General features: G+C 42.0%; 25 protein-coding genes. 10 read left to right on the top strand and 15 right to left on the bottom strand.

What is annotated here, in order from left to right:
* Positions 1 to 103 precede the first annotated feature (103 nt).
* The gene (locus EYM_RS00120) at positions 104 to 370 is read left to right on the top strand and encodes a hypothetical protein (protein ID WP_075049115.1); all 267 of its coding nucleotides are present in this window, start codon (positions 104 to 106) and stop codon (positions 368 to 370) included.
* On the opposite strand, the gene rgy is transcribed toward EYM_RS00120, so the two are convergent.
* Positions 336 to 3,632 (bottom strand): reverse gyrase, encoded by a 3,297-nt coding sequence (rgy, locus tag EYM_RS00115; protein WP_236943463.1) that lies wholly within the window; start codon positions 3,630 to 3,632, stop codon positions 336 to 338. The two genes, EYM_RS00120 and rgy, sit on opposite strands and share 35 nt — an antisense overlap.
* Positions 3,633 to 3,775: 143 nt before the next feature.
* On the opposite strand from rgy, the gene EYM_RS00110 reads away from it, so the two are divergent.
* Positions 3,776 to 4,984: an argininosuccinate synthase gene (locus tag EYM_RS00110; protein ID WP_075049113.1), complete on the top strand. Its 1,209-nt coding sequence runs from the start codon at positions 3,776 to 3,778 to the stop codon at positions 4,982 to 4,984.
* Between the two features lie 75 nt (positions 4,985 to 5,059).
* A complete protein-coding gene (locus EYM_RS00105) occupies positions 5,060 to 5,419 on the top strand; it encodes a hypothetical protein (RefSeq protein ID WP_075049112.1) in 360 nt (119 codons plus the stop codon).
* A gap of 109 nt (positions 5,420 to 5,528) precedes the next feature.
* On the opposite strand, the gene EYM_RS00100 is transcribed toward EYM_RS00105, so the two are convergent.
* On the bottom strand, positions 5,529 to 5,762 hold the full coding sequence (locus EYM_RS00100; protein ID WP_075049111.1) for an Lrp/AsnC ligand binding domain-containing protein: 234 nt from the start codon (positions 5,760 to 5,762) through the stop codon (positions 5,529 to 5,531).
* Positions 5,763 to 5,807: 45 nt separating this feature from the next.
* Positions 5,808 to 6,713 carry a dihydroorotate dehydrogenase PyrD gene (gene pyrD / locus EYM_RS00095; protein ID WP_157058690.1) on the bottom strand — a complete coding sequence of 302 codons (906 nt, stop codon included), beginning with the start codon at positions 6,711 to 6,713 and terminating at the stop codon, positions 5,808 to 5,810.
* An 84-nt stretch (positions 6,714 to 6,797) separates the two neighbouring features.
* Here pyrD and EYM_RS00090 point away from each other — a divergent pair, with 84 nt between their 5' ends.
* Positions 6,798 to 7,694: a hypothetical protein gene (locus EYM_RS00090; RefSeq protein WP_075049110.1), complete on the top strand. Its 897-nt coding sequence runs from the start codon at positions 6,798 to 6,800 to the stop codon at positions 7,692 to 7,694.
* Here the strand turns inward: EYM_RS00090 and EYM_RS00085 are convergent, their stop codons facing one another.
* From EYM_RS00085 to EYM_RS07735, 6 genes are all read right to left on the bottom strand, one after another.
* The gene (locus tag EYM_RS00085) at positions 7,695 to 8,354 is read right to left on the bottom strand and encodes a 7-carboxy-7-deazaguanine synthase QueE (RefSeq protein WP_157058689.1); all 660 of its coding nucleotides are present in this window, start codon (positions 8,352 to 8,354) and stop codon (positions 7,695 to 7,697) included.
* A 10-nt stretch (positions 8,355 to 8,364) separates the two neighbouring features.
* Positions 8,365 to 8,751, bottom strand: coding sequence for a 50S ribosomal protein L7Ae (rpl7ae, locus tag EYM_RS00080; protein ID WP_075049108.1), 387 nt, complete (start codon positions 8,749 to 8,751; stop codon positions 8,365 to 8,367).
* A gap of 54 nt (positions 8,752 to 8,805) precedes the next feature.
* A complete protein-coding gene (gene rnz, locus EYM_RS00075; protein ID WP_075050542.1) occupies positions 8,806 to 9,714 on the bottom strand; it encodes a ribonuclease Z in 909 nt (302 codons plus the stop codon).
* A 14-nt stretch (positions 9,715 to 9,728) separates the two neighbouring features.
* On the bottom strand, positions 9,729 to 10,172 hold the full coding sequence (locus EYM_RS00070; protein ID WP_075049107.1) for a 6-carboxytetrahydropterin synthase: 444 nt from the start codon (positions 10,170 to 10,172) through the stop codon (positions 9,729 to 9,731).
* A 57-nt stretch (positions 10,173 to 10,229) separates the two neighbouring features.
* Positions 10,230 to 10,892 (bottom strand): MBL fold metallo-hydrolase, encoded by a 663-nt coding sequence (locus EYM_RS00065; RefSeq protein WP_075049106.1) that lies wholly within the window; start codon positions 10,890 to 10,892, stop codon positions 10,230 to 10,232.
* Positions 10,893 to 11,034: 142 nt separating this feature from the next.
* On the bottom strand, positions 11,035 to 11,187 hold the full coding sequence (locus EYM_RS07735) for a DNA-directed RNA polymerase subunit P (RefSeq protein WP_157058688.1): 153 nt from the start codon (positions 11,185 to 11,187) through the stop codon (positions 11,035 to 11,037).
* A gap of 74 nt (positions 11,188 to 11,261) precedes the next feature.
* Between EYM_RS07735 and yciH the strand changes: the two genes are divergently transcribed.
* Both yciH and rimI read left to right on the top strand, forming a co-directional pair.
* On the top strand, positions 11,262 to 11,576 hold the full coding sequence (yciH, locus tag EYM_RS00060; RefSeq protein ID WP_217221084.1) for a stress response translation initiation inhibitor YciH: 315 nt from the start codon (positions 11,262 to 11,264) through the stop codon (positions 11,574 to 11,576).
* Between the two features lie 39 nt (positions 11,577 to 11,615).
* Positions 11,616 to 12,053 carry a ribosomal protein S18-alanine N-acetyltransferase gene (gene rimI, locus EYM_RS00055; protein WP_075049105.1) on the top strand — a complete coding sequence of 146 codons (438 nt, stop codon included), beginning with the start codon at positions 11,616 to 11,618 and terminating at the stop codon, positions 12,051 to 12,053.
* Here rimI and EYM_RS00050 read toward each other — a convergent pair.
* Positions 12,037 to 12,477, bottom strand: a complete 441-nt coding sequence (locus EYM_RS00050) for a hypothetical protein (RefSeq protein ID WP_075049104.1) — start codon at positions 12,475 to 12,477, stop codon at positions 12,037 to 12,039. The genes rimI and EYM_RS00050 overlap by 17 nt on opposite strands.
* Complete coding sequence (locus tag EYM_RS00045) at positions 12,474 to 12,809, bottom strand: C2H2-type zinc finger protein (RefSeq protein WP_075049103.1); 336 nt, start codon at positions 12,807 to 12,809, stop codon at positions 12,474 to 12,476. Before EYM_RS00045 ends, EYM_RS00050 begins: the two co-directional genes overlap by 4 nt.
* A gap of 143 nt (positions 12,810 to 12,952) precedes the next feature.
* Between EYM_RS00045 and EYM_RS00040 the strand changes: the two genes are divergently transcribed.
* Together EYM_RS00040 and trpS are read left to right on the top strand one after the other, a co-directional pair.
* Complete coding sequence (locus EYM_RS00040) at positions 12,953 to 13,201, top strand: 50S ribosomal protein L35ae (RefSeq protein WP_075049102.1); 249 nt, start codon at positions 12,953 to 12,955, stop codon at positions 13,199 to 13,201.
* Positions 13,202 to 13,333: 132 nt separating this feature from the next.
* On the top strand, positions 13,334 to 14,503 hold the full coding sequence (gene trpS, locus EYM_RS00035) for a tryptophan--tRNA ligase (protein ID WP_075049101.1): 1,170 nt from the start codon (positions 13,334 to 13,336) through the stop codon (positions 14,501 to 14,503).
* Here the strand turns inward: trpS and EYM_RS00030 are convergent.
* Both EYM_RS00030 and EYM_RS00025 read right to left on the bottom strand, forming a co-directional pair.
* The gene (locus EYM_RS00030; RefSeq protein ID WP_075049100.1) at positions 14,487 to 15,965 is read right to left on the bottom strand and encodes a replication factor C large subunit; all 1,479 of its coding nucleotides are present in this window, start codon (positions 15,963 to 15,965) and stop codon (positions 14,487 to 14,489) included. The genes trpS and EYM_RS00030 overlap by 17 nt on opposite strands.
* A gap of 5 nt (positions 15,966 to 15,970) precedes the next feature.
* A complete protein-coding gene (locus EYM_RS00025) occupies positions 15,971 to 16,954 on the bottom strand; it encodes a replication factor C small subunit (protein WP_075049099.1) in 984 nt (327 codons plus the stop codon).
* A 231-nt stretch (positions 16,955 to 17,185) separates the two neighbouring features.
* On the opposite strand from EYM_RS00025, the gene EYM_RS00020 reads away from it, so the two are divergent.
* Together EYM_RS00020 and mcm are read left to right on the top strand one after the other, a co-directional pair.
* Positions 17,186 to 17,782: a DNA replication complex GINS family protein gene (locus tag EYM_RS00020; protein ID WP_075049098.1), complete on the top strand. Its 597-nt coding sequence runs from the start codon at positions 17,186 to 17,188 to the stop codon at positions 17,780 to 17,782.
* Complete coding sequence (gene mcm, locus EYM_RS00015) at positions 17,779 to 19,854, top strand: minichromosome maintenance protein MCM (RefSeq protein ID WP_075049097.1); 2,076 nt, start codon at positions 17,779 to 17,781, stop codon at positions 19,852 to 19,854. The genes EYM_RS00020 and mcm overlap by 4 nt, the downstream gene beginning before the upstream one ends.
* On the opposite strand, the gene EYM_RS00010 is transcribed toward mcm, so the two are convergent.
* Complete coding sequence (locus tag EYM_RS00010; RefSeq protein ID WP_075049096.1) at positions 19,855 to 20,100, bottom strand: helix-turn-helix domain-containing protein; 246 nt, start codon at positions 20,098 to 20,100, stop codon at positions 19,855 to 19,857.
* Positions 20,090 to 21,337: an ORC1-type DNA replication protein gene (locus tag EYM_RS00005; protein WP_083494943.1), complete on the bottom strand. Its 1,248-nt coding sequence runs from the start codon at positions 21,335 to 21,337 to the stop codon at positions 20,090 to 20,092. Before EYM_RS00005 ends, EYM_RS00010 begins: the two co-directional genes overlap by 11 nt.

The following is a 21,337-nucleotide window of genomic DNA, read 5'->3' as shown; positions in this document are numbered from 1 at the left end:
ACTCGTAACTATTCGAAAATGATGATTTCGACCGAACCATATCCCTAATAGTATTACGTTTTAAACTCTTTATGTACGCTCCTAAGAAAGGGTGGAAGGTAAAATGGAAAAGGAAGTCATAACAGTAGTTAAGGACAATATCAACGATTACGTATTGCAAGCGATTTTAGCAATAAACAGCGGAGTACCAGTAATTGAAATAGTAGGACGAGGCAAAAATATCTACAAAGCAGTTTACGTCTTCAACAGATTGAGAGGAAGGATAGGAGATGCCGTAGAGATAGAGAGAGTAGAGATAGGAAGCGAAGAGAGAGGAAGGAGGAGAATTCCATACATTAAGATTGTTCTGAAGCAAAAGCTTCCCTTATAAATTTCGACTTCCCTGCAATCATTGAAATTACTTCTTCGAACTCTTCTGGTGCCCTCTCCATGAGCTCTTGGAGGTGCTTAGTGTATTCAGCTGAAAGCAACTCTGGGAAGTGCATGCCCATAACTTCCTTAACTCGATAACCATCGCGGGTGGCGACTAGAAGTTTCTTATACTTACTAAATACGACCAAACCGTGTCTTCGCAATGCCTCCAATGTCCTTGCGTAAGTACTAGGTCGTCCTATCCCAACTTCCCTCATCCACTTAATGACCTCGCTCGCTGAAGGAAGTGGGAATTTGGATGCTCTCAACGCTCTAGCATTTACTACTTTGACTTTACCCAGTCTCATTTCTCCCGTAAAGACTGGGAGATCTAACACCAAGTTCCATCCATCTTCTACAACCTCAGTAACGTATTCCCTTTGAATAACACTATTATTTACTCTATACGTCACCCTTAGTTTCCTAACCTTCACGTTCTTCATCTGACTTGCAACGAACCTCCTAAATATTATCTCATATACCTTTACGTGATCTGCAGTAAGTCTCGAATAACTTTCGTTAACATATATAAGAGATAATAGCTCCCTTGGAGTGAGTGCATGAGTAGGTCTGATGGCCTCATGAGCCCCTTCGCTACTCCAAGAACGTGGATGGAACCTACTTTCTCCATACTCCCTTAATATAATTTCCTTGGCTAGAGATATTCCGTGGCTCGATATTCTCGTAGAGTCTGTTCTGTGGTAGGTAATAAGACCCATTTCGAAGAGGGTTTGGGAGATTTTCATAACTTTGTTAGGTTCTAGTCCCATCTTAGCAGCTTCTGCCAATAATTCATCAGTAGTTAGCGGTGGAGGTGGTGGAATCTCATCAATGCTTTCAACCTTCGAAATTATTTCGACTTCCTTGAGTGATAATAACCTTTCCATTTCCTCTTTGCTTGCACTGAAAACCCTAATCACGTCGTTGTTTTCAAGAACGAGTGTAATGACAAAACCTCTATTTTCCTTCCACTTCTCGTTCCTTTCTACAATGTAGTTAAGAACCGGCCCTTGCACTCTACCTAAACCTATATTCTTTCTGGAGAATATCGACCATAGTTCTTTACTAACCTCAAAACCAACTATCCTATCGTCCACTCTTCTCACTATTTGCGATCTAACCACTGATTCGTCAACGTGTTTTAGGTTCTTCAGTGATTCTTCTATACCGCGTTTCGTAACTTCAAAATATGTGGCCCTCCTCACGTTCTTGTTGAATGGTTTTAACATAGCCTCTAGATCCCATGCTATTTTCTCTCCTTCTTCATCAGGATCCGTCGCAAGTATTACAGTATTAACTACATAGGCTAATTTCCTTAACGAGTTTACGCGCTCGATTGAATTATCTATTTTCGTTGAACCGCATCTCGGACAAACGTTCAGACTTCCACTCCACGCATATCCGCATTCCAAACACCTCTTAATAGGTGAATATACGGGAATTAGTTCGTTCCCCTCTATCATTACACCATGAAGACCTATGTCATCTAATGTAAGGTCGAATAGGTGGCCCTTGCTTGCTGTAATATAAAGAAAATAAACCTTGTCGTCAAGTTTAACTGCAGTTGTGTAGACCTTACTACCAAAGAGGTTTACTGAAGAACCTCCGCCGAAGATCCTAGCAATAGTTCTAGCCTTAGTTGGGGATTCTACTATCATCAGTACGCTTTCAGCATCGACTTCTTTGTATCCTTCAGGAGGCTTGACCTCACTTTCAAATGTCGTGATATCCGATAACAGCTTCTCGAAGGCCTCCATGACGTCCTCATCGCTATATAAGATAACGCTTACGCCCTTCGTGAATCCCTTAAAGGTTAGTCTAGAAGTTCTACCGGATGCTTGTAAGTAGGTAGATTTATCCAATATTATTACGGATCCATTCTTTATAATGAATGGTGGATCTATTATTTTCGTATTACTTAACTCACGCTCTACCTTTTTAATTAATTCCCTCATAAACTCGGATAACTCCTTGAGCCTCTCGCTCCTTAACTTTACGTCATTTCCTGAAAGGTTTTCCCGAAGAAGGTTTAGTTCGATTTTTGAAAGTTTCTTGACTTTCTTGCCTAGCTCGAGGAATTCTTGTTCCAAACCTAGCTTCTTTAGAATCCTAAGCATGAATAGAGGATTCGATAACATCTTTCTTAACTCTAACTTCTTGTGAGGAGGTTCAATGAATATTGCGAACCTCAATCTGTCTGGCATATCAATACCTCTAGCTACCACTCCATACCTCGATGCCGATGCGACCAATACATCTATTTCTCCTTTCTCAAACTCTTTAATAGCTTTTATTGACCTTGAACCGACCTCTTTTGCCTTTATGTCATTCTCCTTCAGTATTCGAAGTATTTCATCCTTTGGACCTCCTTCATGGACGAAGACGATGCCTCCATAGCCGGTTTCCATTAACTTTCTTATTAAGCTTGGTAACTGTTTTTCGAGAGACTCGACCTTGAGTTTAACGTCATCTATTTCTCTAAGTAACGGAGGAATGAAAACTGGTCTTATTCCTAAAGCTGACAACATAAGCCTTGCGATCAGGCTGGGTCTACCATGGGTTGCTGAGGAAAAGATTAGTTGACTACTCTTACGTTTGTATTTGCTAAGTTTTGCCTTCAGTGAAACGTATTCCTCGAGCGCTTGTTCATTACCGTTCATGGCCTCGATTAAAAGCTTCGCCGCTCTTCGCGCTTCTTCGTACACATCATCTAGTCCGGCTATTTTCATAAGCGCTGCGACAGTCTTTTCTGATTTCAAGGCAGCATCAACGTCATCTACTATAATAACGTCGTATCCCTTGTAGGCAGATGGATTCTTAATAACTTTGGCAGACGTTACAACTTCTATTCCGCTAACCCTGTTCGCAACTTGAGTTATTAAGCTTCGAGTAGGTACAATATAGAGTACTTTGAGACCTTTCCTCTTGACATACTGTGCATACGCACCCAGTATAGTACTTTTACCCATCCCAGTAGGTGCCGAGATAACTACGTCTTCTCCACTAAGCAAAAGCTTAATCCACGTTTTTTGTACTTCCGAGGGTTCTATTCCATACTCAGATTTTAAGTATTCAGAAAATCTTTCGTACTCCTCTTCCAGCTTTCTCATCCATTCAAATAGACCACTTTTACCGTCACAATATCCACACGATAGACCGTAAGTGAGTCTCGACCTTTCGATATCACCACCGCATGAGGGGCATGCTTCTCTATAGATCACTTCCAATTACTTGTCCCGACATAGGCATAGACTTCACGAAAACTATTTAAAGCAAAAACGTAATCGTCCAACACACACTATCATCGAAAAATCCCAAGTCAAATTTATTATTATTCTGAATATCCCTCGAAGAGGGCAAAATAATGGTTGAAGATATTTCGAAGATCGTATTAGCTTATTCTGGAGGTCTCGATACGTCGGTTGCAATTGCATGGCTTAAGGAGAAATTCGGAGCTGAAGTAGTAACAGTTACCGTAGACGTTGGTCAAAAGGAAGATTTCAAAGAAATAGAGAAAAGAGCTTATAAGGCGGGTGCTAGTAAGCACTATCTAATAGATGCTAAGAGAGAGTTCGCGAATGACTTCATAAGTAAAGCTATACTAGCAAACGCCCTATACGAAGGGAAGTATCCACTAGGCACCGCATTGGCGAGACCGTTAATTGGTGAAAAAGTGGTCGAAATAGCAAGGAAAGAAGGAGCCGATGCCGTAGCTCACGGTTCCACCAGTAAGGGAAACGATCAAATAAGGTTCGAAGCCGTCTTTAAAGCGCTTGCACCGGACATCAAGATAATAGCTCCAATAAGAATATGGGGAATGAATAGAAAGGAGGAAGTGGAGTTCGCTAAGAGGAAAGGCATTCCTATATCTGAGTCGTCCTCTAAGTACAGCATAGATGAAAATCTATGGTCAAGGAGCATAGAAGGAGGCGAGCTAGAAGACCCATGGAACGAGCCGCCGCCAGAGGCGTTCGAATGGGTAACACCTCCAGAGATGGCTCCCTCTGAACCACTAGAGCTAGTAATAGAATTCGATAAGGGACTTCCGGTTGCTGTAAATGGTGAACGAATGGAACTTTTAGACCTAATAGGATTCTTAAATTCCCTTGTAGGGAAGTATGGATACGGAATAATAGACCATATGGAAAACAGAGTAGTTGGATTAAAGAGTAGAGAGGTCTACGAGGCTCCAGCTGCTCTATCAATAATAAACGCAAAGAAAGACTTGGAGAAATTAGTGTTAAGTAAGAGAGAATATAGAATGAAGAAACAGTTGGAAGACCTTTGGGCCGAAATGGTCTACGAAGGTCTATGGTATGATCCACTAAGAATAGAATTAGATGAAATATTCAGAAAAATGAACGAAAACGTATCTGGCGAAGTAAAAGCGAAGATAGTCAAAGGTTCCTTCAGAGTTGTAGGTAGAAGGAGTCCCTACGCAATATACGATAGAGCATTAAGTAGTTACGAAAGCGAGTGGTTCCCTAGCGACGAGATGGCCAGAGGTTTCATTGACGTGTGGCTTATGGACAGCATTGTTAGCTTCCAAAGGAAGTTCGGTGTGAAGAAATAAGGCAATTAACTTAAGAGCTATACCGCTTGAGCTTATTTTGAGTAGTTCGATTAGGTGACGAGGTGGTACGTGAAAATGGTTGATGAGCCCTTCGTCTTTGTTGTCGAAGAGATGATGGATAACAACGTACCAAGAGAGAGGCTTATGAGTTGTTTGAGTAGAAAAAAGGAAGCATATGGCATATTGGAGGGAATAATGCTTTCAACTCGCGAAAGGGCCCCCGTTATATGCACAACCGGTCTTCATTTGAGTTATGAAAAGGTATATGAAAGATATGTTGTAGTTATTCCAATGGATGCTATCTTGATTGAGGATTACTCAGATGATAACGAGGACGTGGAACTATGGCAGATAGGTAACAACGTTTACAGAGTGACAACCATATACGACAAAGACAACTACGAGAAAACAATAATTGAAAAGGTAGAGGCGTAAGGAATTAACAAACGCATTGGGACGTTGGCCCTATCTCTTCTCTTAAATCTCTATATAAACGTAATTAGTTAAGTTATGAAAAATACCTTACGTATAATAAGAGTGTGGTCTAATCGGTGAGCGATATTAGAGTAGTTGTCTCGTCAACGCCTTCTATTTTTCGAACCTTCTCGAGTATGACGTTTTCAATTTTAGATAGGTTATCTGCTTCGAAAACTGCTACTACATCTACTGGACCAGTTACGACGTCTACCATTTTTACGTATTCTAAATTCTTTAACTGAGAATGAACTTCATTTTCTTTGCCAGACTTCGTCTTAATAAGCAAATATACGCGGGCCATGCGTTCGATCCTCCAAACTTCTAACGTCTGTATCTCATTTAAATATCAATCCACAGCAATCCCTACGAACTCATCTATGTTTTTATATTCCATTTCTTGCATCCAGTGCAATAATCCCGCCTTTAATTCGCTAAACACCTCGATACCTTTCTCTATTAACGCTGAACCTACTTGCACTGCTCTTGCACCTACTAGCATGAACTCGACAACATCTTGCCATTTGCTAATGCCCCCGACTCCTATTATTGGTGCCCTTAGTTCCTTGTAGACTTCGTAAATAGCTCTCACAGCTATCGGTTTGATTGCCCTTCCAGAAAGACCTCCAACTTTGTTTGTAAGTACGGGCTTTAGTGCATATATATCAACTTTCATGGCTCGTACCGTATTTATCAAAACTAGTGCGTCAACGCCCAATTCTAGTAGTTTGGATGCCGTATTGACGAGCGAATCCATGTATCCCAATTTCACGAAAACTGGTATCTTCGTAGTTGTAGTTACCGTTCTGACTATCTCCGAACTTAAACTCAAATCCATACCAATTTCCAGTCCCATACCTTTAGCATGGGGACAAGATAGGTTCAGTTCGACTGCCGAAGCTCCCGAGTCCTCCGCCATCCATGCAACTTCAGCGAACTCTTCCTCATTGGTTCCAGCGACAGATACTATAACTGGCAGACCGTATTTCTTCCCAACATCTACGAGTTTGGGAATTGCCTCCTTGCCTGGATTGGAAAGTCCTACCGCATTAACGTAGCCGCATTCAGTCTCAATTATTATAGGTGGATCGTTTCCCTTCCTAGGTCTAGGTGTAATCGATTTAGTTACCAATGCACCTACGTCACCCTTAGCCACTATTTCCAAAGCTTCGGGATTTCCTCCTAGTATACCTGAAGCTTGCATGAAGGGTAGCTTTAACTTAAGGCCTCCAACCTCCACTTCCAACGAGGTCAATTTAGCGTTACCAATAATGCTCGCAATTCACGGTCCTTAATTTTAATTACCAATATTACAAATTTCTTCGAGGATTGTGAAGAGATGACTATGACAAAAGGCGTAATCAATATAGTTGAAATATTAATACTAATAGTCCTATTCCTAGGCGCAGCAGCCTTATTTGGAACATACCTACTTTCTTCAACGAACAAGCAGTCACAAGCTCTCGAGAGTAGACAAGAACAAGTAATTATATCGTTAAATCCCCCTGTAAAGGTGCTAGGAGTAATTCAGGCTAAGGTAGACCTCGATAATGATAATAAAGAAGACATAGTTCCAGTAGCTTGCGTCCAAGAAACCGAGGGAGGCTCGTGGTGGCTAAGCGATATCAGATTAAAAGCAGGGACGCTCGGGAACACTCTAATTAGCATAAATACGGGAAGCAAGACGGCAGAGCTACTTAGAAACGTATGGAACGTTGGTAATTCCTCCTTAGCACTCAATTTCACATACGCAATCACAAACGTAACCTACTCTCCATTAGTTCCAAAGAACATGAAGGGCGAAAACGTGACGAACGTTTTACTAATATGTAGGAACTCGACTACGATAATCAATGTGACTGCTGCTACGTTTGAATGTAACAAGGAGAACATTGAAGGTACCTTAAATGATTATAAAGATAACATCTGTAACAATAGCGATGAGATAATAGAAGTATATAACCTAGTCGAATTCTTACCTTCAGGAACAACGGCACCAGTGGTTGTCTACCCAATATATTCTTCAATTGGTTGGGACTACTCTAGCTACACTGTATCTATATACTTCTCAAAAAGTATAGTTCCGGACCCCAAAGATATACCTACGAGAAAATATGCAGGCGAAACAGTTAAGGCGAATGAAGTTCTCAAAGTTCTCAGTACTACCGGTAATCTAACTAGTTTTAGAGACGTGTTTAAGGCCGATTGTGAAGAGTGTACTTTCTACGTTGGTTAATTATTTAATTCCAATCAGTTTATGTAATTGAGGTATTACTCTAACTTTTCTTCGTAGAGACGGATCCGACAAAATCTCTTCTACTATCGCTTTCGAATCCATTGCATAGTTCGAATTAGGCCTATGCAAGGGTTGAACAATCAATGGAACTTCGACGTCACCTAATTCATCTATAAATTGCCTTAAGCACTTGATATCATCATTGGATACTACTATTTTTATTTCCAAAACGTTATAATTATTAATAATTCTCTTTATTAGGTTAACAAAGTATACTTTGTAAACGCAAGTGACTTTCGGACTTATGCTTAGAACATAGTTATCAAATCCCCTAAGGGGCCTAGGTTCTATCGTACCATTCGTTTCTATCTGAACCTTACCTTCATAACCTCTTTCTCGTAATCGCCTCAAAAATTCAGCGATTTCGTAAGAATAAATTAAGGGTTCTCCACCGGTCAATACCACAAGGGGTAGGTTCTCGTCAAGTACGTAGTTTACCAAGTCCTCAATTGATATAGGAGTACCCTTCCTCCAGCTGTACTTTGTATCGCACCAAGGACAACGCAAATTACATTGAGCTAATCTAATGAAGAGAGCTGGGGTGCCTACGTTTAGGCCTTCCCCCTGAACCGAGACAAATTTCTCTATTATAAAAATCATGAAATTACCCTTAGGCTCCACTCTTAGCCCTTATCTCATTTACTTCCTTTATTATTTCTTCTACCAAGTCCTTAGCGCCGGCTGGATCGATAATGGCTGCACTGGCAGCTTGAACTTCTATACCAGCCGCCTCACCCAACTTCTTCTTACTTGGCACATATACATAGGGTATCTTCTTCTCATCGCATAGGTACGGTAGGTGGGCTACTATCTCTGGTGGATCTACGTCTTCTGCAATTAGTACTAGCTTGGCTTGACCCTTTTCAACTGCTTTAGTAGTTTCGTTAGTACCTTTCTTTATCTTTCCTCCGGTCTCTCTGGCTTTTCTAAGGGCTTCGTAAGCCTTTTCAGCTAACTCCGGTGGAACTTCAAATCTAACATACATGGGCTTGCTCATCCTCATACCACCTCTCGTCATGTGTGGTGGAGTATGGGGCTTTATAAATAACAACTAATCTCTTTTTACTATTATCTTCATGAACTCGCTTGCTAAGTAAGTATTCTCAAAGAACTGTTTTGCCTCATCGAGGAATTTTCCCAAGTTCTCATATCTTGCAGAAAAATGAGTTAGTACCAGCATCTTGACCTTTGCCTTTGAAGCTACGATAGCTGCGTCCATAGCAGTTGAGTGACCTCTCTCATTTGCCTCATCTTTCAATTCCTTTGTGAAAGTAGCTTCATGTATTAGCACATCGGCGTTTTCGGATTCATTGATGATCCTAGTGCATGGTGCCGTATCTCCGGAGTAAACGATCTTAAGCTCTTTGGGGGGAATAGTGAACTCATCGCAGCTTAAACGTTGACCGCGGAAGTGAACGTCTTCACAATTTTGTATCTTCGCCCAGAGTCGCTTCGGAACTCCCATTTCTTCTAGCTTTTCTTTCATTACTTTTCGTTTTCCGCCAACCGTTATCTTCGTACCAATTGACGGGACTATATGATTTACTGGAAATACCTTTACTCTTACGTAATTTCCAATGCTCATCTCAAACTCTTCATTTTCCTCTATTTCAAAGATATAAATTGGGAAAGAGGGTTTGAAGTAAGTGTACTTAAAGGAACATTCCAAGAGTTCGCGAATTCCTTTCGGAGCAATTATCTGTAATTCCTCTCTACGACTTCCCATACTCATTGTTTCAATTAATCCCGGAAGACCTAGGACGTGGTCCCCATGTAAGTGACTAATTACAACTACCTTAATCTTTGAGAACCTTATTCCCGCTCTCATTAGTTGGTATTGGGTTCCTTCACCAGCGTCAAGTAGTATTCCGATTCCCTCATGTTCAAAGTAATAAGATGAAAGATGTCTCTTTGGTTTCGGGGTTGCAGCCGAGGTCCCTAAAACTACTATCTTCGGCAATGTTTTCATTAACCTCATATACATTCGTCGTACGTCGCTACCTCGCCAGGGGATTCCTCGACTTCCACTTTCAAGCAATCTACTGTTAATTCCTCGCTTAAGCGACTGTGAACGTAATGGGCCATTGTCTCTGCTGAAACAAGGGGATATGGCAATACAGCAATTCTAACTTTCACACCAATGTTTTCCTCTATCATATCTCGTAGTCCGTTTCGTTGTAACCATAACCTCGCGTCTTGTTCTGGTACGATTAAGCTGAAGCGGAAGGGATCAACGATTTCACTTACTAGCTCTCTTAGTTTAACGGCATCTATTACCCATCCACTTTTCCCTTCCTTGCAAACAGTAACTTTCACCTTCCAGTTATGGCCGTGAAGAGTGCCTGCTGGTGAAAGCCTTGGGTTTGTGTAATGCGCCGCAGGAAATGTCTCTTCAATAGAAATACACGTATAAGGCAATTTTAGTCACCTTACCGTTAGACTACGTTAGCTCATTTGTCCTTATAGTTTATTGCGTTATGTAAGTTGAAACGTTTCTCCGTCATCTGGTATTCTAATGAGCACGCCGTAATTATTGGCTGCCTCGATAATTTCGTTTTCCGTTAAATGAGGGAGGAGGTGGACGAGGAAGGTTAGTTGTGCCCCTATTTCCTTAGCTATAGTTATTGCATCCAAATAAGAATTGTGGTTACCGTCTTCGCCCGGTCTTAGTGAACTATCTATTATTAGATATTTGGTTTCGTTTTCAACTAAGAAATTTATTGTCTCTTTAGGTAGACCCTTCGTGTCAAGGGCGTAAGCTAGGTTCACATCGTGACACTTAATGAGGAAGCCTACCGTTCCTTCGATATGCAACAATGGGAATGGCGTTATTTTAACGTTACCGACTTCAAATTCCCTAAAGGGTTCAACCGTATTTAGGACTAAGGAGAAAGGTGCTTCTCGTATTTCAGAAAAATAACGATGTTCTAGCGTTTCCTTTGTTAGATAGACTGGTACCTTAGGTCCCCAACGAAGATTGTTTATTCCAGACCAGTGATCGAGATGTGCATGAGAAATTAATACGGTACTCACTTTCCTTACTCTCCTGATGCCTTCAATGACCGCTTCTATTGATCCGGTATCGATAAATATTGCGTCGTTTCCACATTCCACGAGGTACGTACTAGGCCTTCTCAATTTATTTTTAGGAACACCGTAGGATGGCCACCCGGAAGCTGGGCCAGTTCCTAATGTATGCAAGCGCATAATTATTATTACCTCCTAAGGTCATGCGGGCTACATTCATCACGTACTTCAGCATTCGAGGACCCATTCATCCCTATATAGCTTTGACGTAGACGGTACCCTTCGTACGGATCTTGTACAAGACCTTATAATAGCAATACGGGCACTTAACACCCATTCTCATTCTCTCTAACTCATCGGGTGTGACTGTTTTCCCACATCTGGCACATTTATAGACAACGCTCATCGTTGAACCCGAAACAACATTCAGAAAAGAGTTTATAAAGTACAATAGTACATAGGGTTCATGAAGGGCTGGAAATGACTATGCTAGATCCCTCAGTATGCGGTGGCCTGCCCCCAGAACTATGTGAACAGTTAATGCTCGAACAAGAGGAACTAATCAGAATAAGACTAGAGAAAAGGAAATGGGGGAGAGAAGTTACAATAATTGAAGGACTCAAAATGGACGAAACCAGACTTAAGAAACTAGCAAAAGAACTAAAGAGTAAGCTAGCGACCGGCGGGACAGTGAAAAATGGACGAATAGAACTGCAAGGCGATCATCGGAATCGAGTAAAGGAAATATTGGAAGAAATGGGGTACTCCCCCGATAACATAGTTATAGTAGGGTGAGAAAGGACGTCCCTAAGCCTCAAACTCAGAAGACCATCAATTTTAGACCTTCAAAGGATATACGAAATAGAAAAAAGGTCCTTCGATCACCCATATCCACCTCAAGTTTTGCTAAGTCATATAATACTACACTATGACACGAGCATTGTTGCACTCATTGGCGATGAGATAGTTGGATATGCTTTTTCAGCAGTCGAAGTAAAGAGAGGAAAGCGTTGCATACACCTCTTGAATATAGCAGTAGATCCCAAATTTCAAGGAATTGGAATAGGAAAAGCAATGCTTGAAAGAATAGTTGAGATAGCATGTGAGAAAGGTATCGATTGTATTGTACTCGAAGTGAGTGTAGCTAATCAAAGAGCTATTAAATTCTATGAAGCAAATGGTTTTAAAAAAGTTGACTTACTAAAGAATTATTACCCCTGGGGTGAAGATGCGTACCTTATGATCAGAAACATAGTCAAATGTCGAGCTTGATCCCCGTTCGAATTGCCAGTTCAGTCAAGATAGGGAATGGACATGTCCCTTTAACTTTTCGTCCTTTTGGCGAGACGTAGCCTTCAAACCACCCCTTGTTGCCACTTATTGTAACTACTAGGAGAGGTGAAACGTGGCTTCGGGCTATTGAAACGTAGCCTTCTCCAATGCATTCAAAGGTCGAAGTGATCTCTTCACCTAATACCTCTTTCCATACTCCTAGTCCCAGTTTAGTAGATAAATATATCTCAATGACTTTGGCAGTGCATCTGAATTCCAGTAGCTGTTCCTTACCGTTATTGCTTTGTATTATCTTCGTTGTTTCGTCCTCGAGGAACTCTATTTCTGTTTCCAACAATCTCCCTAGTTTTTCGATTAATGAGCTCGGATTTGCTTTACAAGTTAGAACATCAGAGGCTATCAAGCTTCAACTCCTTCCCTTGCTACTTCTATCGAATTTTTCACAGTTTCACTTTCTTCATTTCGGGGTAACATTTCGAGTTCTTGAAGGAGCAATGCCTTTACATCATCCTTATGGACACGCATGAAGTGAAGGTATAGTCCTCTCTTTGTATAAGGTCCTTTGGCGCAAATAGAACAATATTTCAATCCTCTCTTTTCACTTACTATCAATTTCGCTACCTTCTCCGCTACTTCCTTTTGAGCGTAATCAAGATTATTTAGTTCATCCCTAATTCTCATATGAGTAGCAAGTCTTATAGTATATTCGACGAGTAGGTCCATTTGCATCTCCATTCATTCCACCGTAAAACTTATTAGGTTCAAGAGAGCCTTATAAAAAGATATTGGAAAAATACCCCTCCCCGTGCTTTTTTACCTGATGAGGGGAAGAACCAAAATATAAGCCCCTATGCATTCCACGCAACAGGGGAGGAAGAATGGAAGCCATAATTACATCGTATAGAAGGGGATCTAACGATCAAAACGTACACCAAGTACTCGTAAGGTTTCCAAGCGTTAACGATGCCAAAATGGCTCTAGGTAAAAGAATAATATATGAAGATAGTAAAGGGAACAAATACGTAGGCAAGGTACTAAGGCTCCACGGTAGAAAGGGTGTCGCGATAGCCGTTTTCAAACCCAATCTACCGGGTCAAGCATTGGGAAAAGTTGCAAGAATAGAGTAAGAATTTCTTCAACTGGTTAATGACGAGATCGAACCTCCCCCGAAGGATGAGGGTACTACAGCCCGGTACCGAAACTATATCAATTCATTACATAACCTCCACTTACAGTTTAGCCTACTGGGAGCACGAATTATGCCAAATGCTAATGCTTTAGAAAAGATAACCGATTACGATCGATTGGTTGAGATTTTTGGTGTATCGAAAATATCGAAAGAGTTACTGAAAGAGCTTCCTAGTACCCATAAGTTGCTCGAAATAGGATATATATTTGCGCATAGAGATTTCGATAAACTCATAGCTCAATGGAAGAAGGGAGAAAAGTTCGCTATACTAACGGGTCGAGGTCCATCGAATGCACTTCACCTAGGTCATTTGTTGATATTCGAGTTCGTCAAGTGGTTACAAGATACGTTCAAAGTTCCAGTCTTTATACCACTTAGCGATGACGAAAAATACGTTTTTAGGAAGGTAAATACTCTTAAGGATTCCCTTTATTACGCGTACGATAATGCGCTCGACATTGCCGCTCTTGGGTTCGATGAAAGAGATACAAATTTCTTTATATCATCAAAACTCTTGGACGTTTATCAATTGGCAATTACATTATCGCGACATGTGACCTTAAACGAAGTTAAAGCTGTGTTTGGTTTCAGCGATAGCGATAACCCTGGTAAGTATTTCTATTCGTGCATCCAAGCTGCACACATATTATACCCGACATGGAAGAAGGGATTTAGAAGCTTGGTTCCAATAGCGATCGATCAAGACCCTTATATAAGACTAAGTAGGGACATTGCGGAACGCATAAAGCTTCCAAAGCCAGCCGCAATCCACAGTAAGTACTTACCCGGATTAACCGGGGAACCAATGAGTGCAAGTAAACCGGAAACAGCCATTTTCATCGATGACGATCCATATCAAATAAAGAGCAAAATATGGAGGGCCCTTACCGGAGGTCAGCCAACAATAAAAGAGCAAAGAGAAAAGGGTGGTAACCCGGATAAGTGCATTGTATTTAAGTGGCTCGAAACCTTCGTTTTAACTCCCCACGAGGCTCTAGAATGGAAAGAAAAGTGTAGGTCAGGTCAAATACTATGTGGTGAATGTAAGAGAAAACTATTTGAAGGGCTTGCGAGAAAGCTCTATGAACATCACAAATCCAAGTTGAAGGTAATATCGAAAGCGGAAAAGTACTTCATACATGAGGTCGATTGGGGTATGATTGAGAAAATCGAAGAGAAGGAAAAAGCTCTTATAGAGAGATACGAAGAAAGCGCAAAAGATCTCAATCTTTCCTTATGAAGTCTAACAAACTTAGACCACCAGTCTTCGATTTCTTTGATTTATCTGATTTCTTTCCTTTCGATTCCTTACCTGTTTCCTTGCGTTCACCCGAAGCCGTTTCTTTTAAAGGAGTCTTTGACTCGCTTTCATCAACTTTTCCTCGCGTCTCCTGTGACTTACGAGACTTAGTTGTTTCTTCAAGCTCCTTTAATAACTTCTCTTTGTATTCAATTATTAGTTTATAATTCTTTCTTGATAAGTACTTTATCATCTCGTCCGTCAGACGGAGACCCAAGGCAAGTTTTGCGAAGTACGAAGGATTTTTTTCTGCAATGAACTTGAGGAGAGGTATGAGCTCAGCTTTAACATAGTTTTTCGAAACGTGCTCAGTGCGTGAAAGCAACGATGCCAGCTCCTCTCTAATTCTCCTTTCTTCTTTAGTTCGTGCTAATAAAACGAGTTTTTCTGGGTAGCTCCATTTGGCTCTGCGATGATATTTCTCCTTAGCTAGAGCAACTCCAGGCCCTAGGGCCTCAAAGAAATAAGGCAGTAAGTTCCACTGGAGTTTCCTCTTTATCCTTCCATAGTACACGTCTGCTCTAGATAAGGCCTCTACACCGCGCCACAAATCTTCGGGATCATCTCCGTACTGTCTAGGAACGTTCTCAGCGATCCAGAGAAATAGTGTGTCATAGTCCAAATCAACGCTCGTAATTGCCTTCTTCGCTTGCCATGCATACTTCGCATAAAAGAGTGCTTGGAGCATTTCCCATGGGGTTAACTCTCTATCACGTTCAACTATCATTGTCTTGACTAGCTCTAAGGTTATTTTACCGAATGCCTCTGCTATTGACTGCATATCGTTTATACAAGCTCTCAAGTCACCTCTATTTTTCTCCCATATATATGAAAGTGCTTCCTTCTCGCAAAATATACCTTCAGCTTCACATATCTTCATGAGGTATGGGAGTGCCTTCGTTTTCGGTATTCTCTTAAACTCCACTAGTAGACACACGTCTCGAAGGGGTCTCAGATGCTGACCCCAAGGATCATTGGCTGTCATGATCACAGGGTTCCTAGCTTTCTTTACTAGCTCTAGAATTGCTGTAATCGCCCCCTCATCTCCCCTTGGGGACAACCCATCTACTTCGTCCAATAACACTATTCTTCCTCTTTTGGGGGGTAAGGGTTTCTTAGTAGCTGCTACAATAGCTATTCTTTCTATATCACTTTTACGTCTGAAGTCGCTTGCGTTTAATTCTATTTTCTCTAAATTGTATTCATTTGCTATCGCTTCAACCAGGCTCGTCTTTCCCGTACCTGGAGGACCCCAAAGTAACGCTGCCTTCTTGTCTGGTATACTTCCTTGGAGCCATTTCTGAATCCATGGTATAAGTACTTCTTTAGCTTTTTCTTGGTCAACTACTTCTTCAATGGACTTGGGACGATACTTTATTATCCAAGGTAACTTGTTCCCCATATCGCTTAACTCCTCCTCTTAAACTTAGGACCTAAGAGGGCTAACTTAGCTAAAAAGGCCCAGAGCTGTATTTCATCATCGGCGCCTTCGACCATTCTAAATTGCACTTCGCCAGCGTAGTCAGCAATTAAGACCTTGAGTCTCTCATCCAATGGGATTTTATTACCCATTATCTCTCGGTGGATAGCTTTAATTATATCTACTCCCGACAAGCCGTATTCTATCATTATCTCCCTTAGAGCGTTTGCTGCACCAGTAAAGTCACCAGATATAGCTTTCATTAAAACATCTCTTATCTTCTCGGGATGGGCGTAGCCTATTGCCTTATAAACGTTATCGCGGGTTACTTCCCCTAAGGCTGCCGCTGCTTGGAGAATGTTTATTGCTCTTCTCATGTCACCTTCCGATATATGGTATATTTCCTCCAGTGCCTCTTTTTCGCATCTTACGTTTTCGTTTTTGCAGATGTACATAAGTCTTTCAACAACCTTGTCCTTTGGTAGAGGTTTGAACCTAAAGTAAGCACACCTCGATTGAATAGGCTCGATAATCTTGCTCGGGAAGTTCGCAATGAGTATAAAACGCGTTGTAGCAGAGAAGGTTTCCATGAGTCTTCTAAGAGCTTGCTGGGCATCGGCAGTCATGTTGTCGGCTTCGTCCAATAAGACTATTTTGAAAGGAATATCTGGGGGCGTTCTGGAACGTGCAAATTCCTTTACCTTAGTCCTAATAACGTCAATACCTCTTTCATCACTTGCGTTAAGTTCCATTAGATATTGGCGATAATTATCGCCATAGAGGTCATGGGCTAATGCCAGTGCGGCCGTAGTTTTACCAGTTCCAGGCGGTCCTGCAAATAGCATGTGAGGGATGTTTTTTTCTTCAACGAATTTCTTTAAACGAGCAACGACTTCTTCTTGATCGACGATTTCGTCTAGGCTCTTAGGCCTGTACTTTTCTGCCCATAAAAGATCGTAAGCGCTAGACATTCTGTATTACCTACTTCTACCCGTAGTACCTTCCTTGATTAAAATTCCCTAGAGGCAAATTTCTTAAAAATGAACTCCGCTGATCTTCTGAAACATCTTAATGGTATGTAAAAAGATAACAGCTATAATAGTAGTACCTCTTACTTCTATACAATGAAAATTGCATGTACTATAGGATAGGATCGACGATTCATAACCTAGCTAGTCTACTACAGTCAATATGGGCCGAAATTGAAGCTAAGATTGTCTCTAGATTTGGAAGATCAACTATTCTTAGAGGAGAAAGTTAGGGTTGCTGTCCTAAAGGAAGTAGGTTCCGTGTTTGATGGTGAAGAGATACTGAGGCTCGGTGCTGGGACGGAAATAGACGTACCTAGATGGTTAGCACAGTACTTAGTCCAACGCGGATATGCTAAGATCTTAAATGAGGTTGATGTCTTTCGTGCAGCAAAAGAAGTGAGTAAATTTAAGTTCTTAGAGAACAAGCACAAAGAAAGTCCATATCCAGTCAAGCTTCCATCTAATTTCTATAAAGTTGTAAAACAAGTAGTTATGGACGTTATTGATAACATAGATGCTCTCAAATTAGGCGAAATAGAGAACATCACGAACATATTAAATAAAGCTATCAGAATAAAGAACGATCTCGAGGAGCTAACAGAAATCCGGATAATGAAGCTATTTAGGTACCTTTTATCTGAAAAGGAACTAAGTGTCGAAATTATAGAAAGGTTAACTCCGGAAGAAGTTATACTGAGTAATGTATTAAGCGAATCCTTGAAACAATGGTTCGATAAAGTTCTCCCAAGAAATGGTGAAAGCACATGAGTGAAGTAATACTAAAGGAAGAGGAGTCCTTAGAGGACGTTTTCCGAGAGTTCATTGAGACCTACGAGGACGAGGCGGGGAAAGCGAAGTATAAGGAGAACCTAAAGAAGATCGTGCTGGAAAAGAAGAAGAGCCTAGTGGTGGACTTCGCCGACTTGATAGAGTTCAACACGGAGCTGGCCAGAGCTGTAATAGAGAAGCCCAAGGAGGTGATACCGAGGCTAGAGAGGGTACTGGAAGAGCTAGCCTCGTTCTACAACGGCTCGCCCTACAAGGTCAACCTCCGCTTCACCAATTTGGACGAAAAGGTTAGATTAAGGGAAATAAGGGACGTCCACATATCCAAGCTCATAATGTTCGAAGGCATTCTAGTTAGGACCACCCAAGTTAAGGAGAGGATAAAGAAGGCTTACTTCAGATGCGAGGCCTGCGGAACGGTGTTCCCCGTCCCCCAAGACGACATTTACCTAAAGCCTCCCCTTCAATGCCCCAACGAGGAGTGTCCCAAGAGGAGCGGGCCCTTCACTTTCCTAAGCGACCACCCTGACAACGAATACGTGAACTGGCAGCTGATGGTAGTTCAAGAGAAGCCCGAAGAGCTGCCGGCCGGTCAGCTCCCTAGGAGCATAGAGGTGATAGTGGAGGACGACTTGGTTGACGTGGCCAGGCCGGGAGATAAGGTAACGGTAATAGGCATAGCCGAGGCCAAGCCGGACAAGCTCCCTAGGAAGGGCTCGTCCACCATATTTACAATCAGAATATACGCCAATAACATAGAGGTTTCCCAGAAGATCTTGGAAGACGTGTCCCTCACGGAGGAGGACGTCGAGAAGATCAAGGCGCTTTCGAAGGACCCGTGGATACATAAGAGGATAGTTATGAGCATAGCCCCTTCCATATACGGCCATTGGGACATAAAGGAAGCGATAGCGCTACTGCTCTTCGGCGGAGTACCGAAGCTGTTAGAGGACGGGACTAGAATAAGGGGAGACATCCACGTGCTGATAATAGGAGATCCCGGTACTGCCAAGTCCCAGCTGCTCCAGTACGCCGCTAGGGTCGCCCCGAGGAGCGTTTACACTACCGGAAAGGGCTCTACTGCCGCCGGTCTAACCGCCGCAGTAGTTAGGGACAAGCTGACCGGCGAGTTCTACTTGGAGGCCGGCGCTCTGGTAATAGCTGACGGGGGAATAGCGGTAATAGACGAGATAGACAAGATGAGGGACGAGGACAGGGTGGCAATACACGAGGCAATGGAACAGCAGACCGTGTCAATAGCTAAGGCGGGAATAGTGGCCAAGCTCAACGCGAGGTGCTCCGTCCTAGCGGCAGGGAACCCCAGGTACGGTAGGTACTTGCCCAACAGAACGGTTTCCGAGAACATCAACTTGCCTCCCAGCATACTCTCGAGGTTCGACTTGATCTTCGTGTTGCGGGACACCCCGGAGCCAGCTAGGGACAGGAGGCTGGTTAGGTACATACTGAACGTCCACAAGGAGGCCGAGAAAGTAAGGCCGGAAATACCCCTCGACCTGCTCAAGAAGTACATAGTTTACGCGAAGAGGAACGTCGTTCCGAAGCTTACGGACGAAGCGAAGAGGGTCATAGAGGAGTTCTTCGTTGATTTGAGGTCTAAGGCATCCAACTCTCAAGACATGAGCGTGCCGATTACCGCTAGGCAGTTGGAGGCCTTGGTAAGGATGAGCGAGGCTCATGCTAGAATGGCCTTGAGGAACGCGGTGCTGGTTGAAGATGCCGTAGAGGCGATAAGGCTCATGCTGGCGTTCTTAGAGACAGTTGGAATAGACGTGGAAACGGGGAAGATCGACATAGACGTGATATTTACTGGAAGGTCGCTGTCGAAGACGGCGAAGATATCGACCGTTGGGAGGATAATAAGGGACTTGAGCAAGGAGAGGAGCGGATGTGTACCAATAAAGGAAGTAGTTGAAGTAGCTCGCAAGAAGGGACTTGGTCCCGAAGTAGTTGAGGAAGCATTGAGCGTATTCAAGAGAGATGGATTAGTTTATGAGGAGAAACCTGGATGTATAAGGTATACGGATTACTTCTAATCAATACATCTCTCTTGAACTAACTTTCAAAATTTCCTCCATACTTACTTTTAGCTTATATACGGCTGGTGTATTAGAGGTTTTTTCAACGATTCCATATTCACTTAGCTCATCTAGATACTTCTTTAGCCGATGTCTATTAGTTCCAAGGCGTTTAGCAAGGGCATTGAGATTCAGTTCTCCTTCTTCTTGAAGTAGTAGAATTGCTCTCACGACGGTAGGTCTCCTAAACAACTTAGAGCTCATAGTTTCTCCTCCTCAGAACTTGGATCAATTTTTCTTTAAATGGAGTAAGTGGAAACTCTATTGATAATAATGTGCTCCTTCCTCTCATTCCTTTAGTTGGATTCTCACGCCTTATTATTCCTAGATTGGAGAGTCGTCTCGCATACTCGTAGATCTGAGTGTGTTTTCTAGGTTCTATTCCAAGAGTTTCACATAACATTCTGTATTCTTCTTCTACCTTACCTATTCTAACATAGCTTTCACCTGTAACCTCGAGAACACTGGCTAAGGAATACAAGAACAACAATTCATGATCGTTAAGCCTTTCAACCAACTCAGAGACTATCATCAAATCACCTTGTTTATTAAGCTCTGCCCAAGCGTATCTTAGGTCTTCTGTATCAACTTGTTGTTTTCCTAGGCTCTCTGCCCTCTCTGCACTCAATTTCAAGGTTTCTATGGCAAGTCTGGCACTGCCCGAGTGCGCTCCAAGAGACTTACCTGTATCAACACCTATCCATTTCGAGATTTCGAGTATTATTTCATCCGGAACTGTGTTTGGATAGAAGGCTCTATCTCTTCTATCTCTTAGTATGTCGAAGAGTTCAGCTTGGCTGTAAGGCGGCATATATACGTGTTTCCTCTTCCAGTTCTTCAATTTCTCATCATTTGCGTAAGCCAGAAATGTGTTAATACTATTTACAATGATTATGACATGTATACGTTGTTCACGTGAACTAAATCTCTCATCGAGTCTTGCGAAGAATCTTGCTATATCTCTATCATTATAAAGTGCATATTGGAAATCGTCTAGGATTACCAAGAGGTACTTATCGCTCTTATCAAGAGCTCTGAAGATGTACTCAAGCATTTCGGTGTTTGATATACCCCGTGTGGGTGTCCCCAACCTCATGGAGGTCGTTATTCCGCGAAGTATCTGACTGAGGGACCTATAGCCTAAGTAACAATTTATATGAGCTCTCAATAAATCCTTTCCTACCTCTTTCTTGAACGCCTCCTTAAGCTCGTTGTAGAAATGTAAGGCTAGATGGGTTTTTCCTACGCCTTGAGGTCCACTTATTATAGCATATGAGTAATTCTTTCCAGGTTCTTCTAATAGGTCAAGAAAGTATTTCGCTAGTTCCTCTTCTTTATGTGTTCTATGAATCAACTGAGGTGGAACGTAGGAAGGCGAGAGAACCTCTTTATTCAATATTATTTTGTTCCTTTGATTTCTTACTTTGTCAAAAATACTCAT

It is taken from the genome of Ignicoccus islandicus DSM 13165, from assembly GCF_001481685.1.
Taxonomy (GTDB): Archaea; Thermoproteota; Thermoprotei_A; order Sulfolobales; family Ignicoccaceae; genus Ignicoccus; species Ignicoccus islandicus.
The sequence above is the reverse complement of the archived record's forward strand: the minus strand, read 5'-3'. Positions and strand labels throughout refer to the sequence as shown.

Coding starts and splice junctions, on each gene's coding strand:
- EYM_RS00120 (WP_075049115.1), top strand. CDS start 104: ATGGAAAAGGAAGTCATAACAGTAGTTAAGGACAATATCAACGATTAC.
- EYM_RS00110 (WP_075049113.1), top strand. CDS start 3,776: ATGGTTGAAGATATTTCGAAGATCGTATTAGCTTATTCTGGAGGTCTC.
- EYM_RS00105 (WP_075049112.1), top strand. CDS start 5,060: ATGGTTGATGAGCCCTTCGTCTTTGTTGTCGAAGAGATGATGGATAAC.
- EYM_RS00100 (WP_075049111.1), bottom strand. CDS start 5,762: ATGGCCCGCGTATATTTGCTTATTAAGACGAAGTCTGGCAAAGAAAAT.
- EYM_RS00090 (WP_075049110.1), top strand. CDS start 6,798: ATGACTATGACAAAAGGCGTAATCAATATAGTTGAAATATTAATACTA.
- EYM_RS00085 (WP_157058689.1), bottom strand. CDS start 8,354: ATGATTTTTATAATAGAGAAATTTGTCTCGGTTCAGGGGGAAGGCCTA.
- rpl7ae (WP_075049108.1), bottom strand. CDS start 8,751: ATGAGCAAGCCCATGTATGTTAGATTTGAAGTTCCACCGGAGTTAGCT.
- EYM_RS07735 (WP_157058688.1), bottom strand. CDS start 11,187: ATGAGCGTTGTCTATAAATGTGCCAGATGTGGGAAAACAGTCACACCC.
- yciH (WP_217221084.1), top strand. CDS start 11,262: ATGACTATGCTAGATCCCTCAGTATGCGGTGGCCTGCCCCCAGAACTA.
- EYM_RS00045 (WP_075049103.1), bottom strand. CDS start 12,809: ATGGAGATGCAAATGGACCTACTCGTCGAATATACTATAAGACTTGCT.
- EYM_RS00040 (WP_075049102.1), top strand. CDS start 12,953: ATGGAAGCCATAATTACATCGTATAGAAGGGGATCTAACGATCAAAAC.
- trpS (WP_075049101.1), top strand. CDS start 13,334: ATGCCAAATGCTAATGCTTTAGAAAAGATAACCGATTACGATCGATTG.
- EYM_RS00030 (WP_075049100.1), bottom strand. CDS start 15,965: ATGGGGAACAAGTTACCTTGGATAATAAAGTATCGTCCCAAGTCCATT.
- EYM_RS00025 (WP_075049099.1), bottom strand. CDS start 16,954: ATGTCTAGCGCTTACGATCTTTTATGGGCAGAAAAGTACAGGCCTAAG.
- mcm (WP_075049097.1), top strand. CDS start 17,779: ATGAGTGAAGTAATACTAAAGGAAGAGGAGTCCTTAGAGGACGTTTTC.
- EYM_RS00010 (WP_075049096.1), bottom strand. CDS start 20,100: ATGAGCTCTAAGTTGTTTAGGAGACCTACCGTCGTGAGAGCAATTCTA.
- EYM_RS00005 (WP_083494943.1), bottom strand. CDS start 21,337: ATGAGTATTTTTGACAAAGTAAGAAATCAAAGGAACAAAATAATATTG.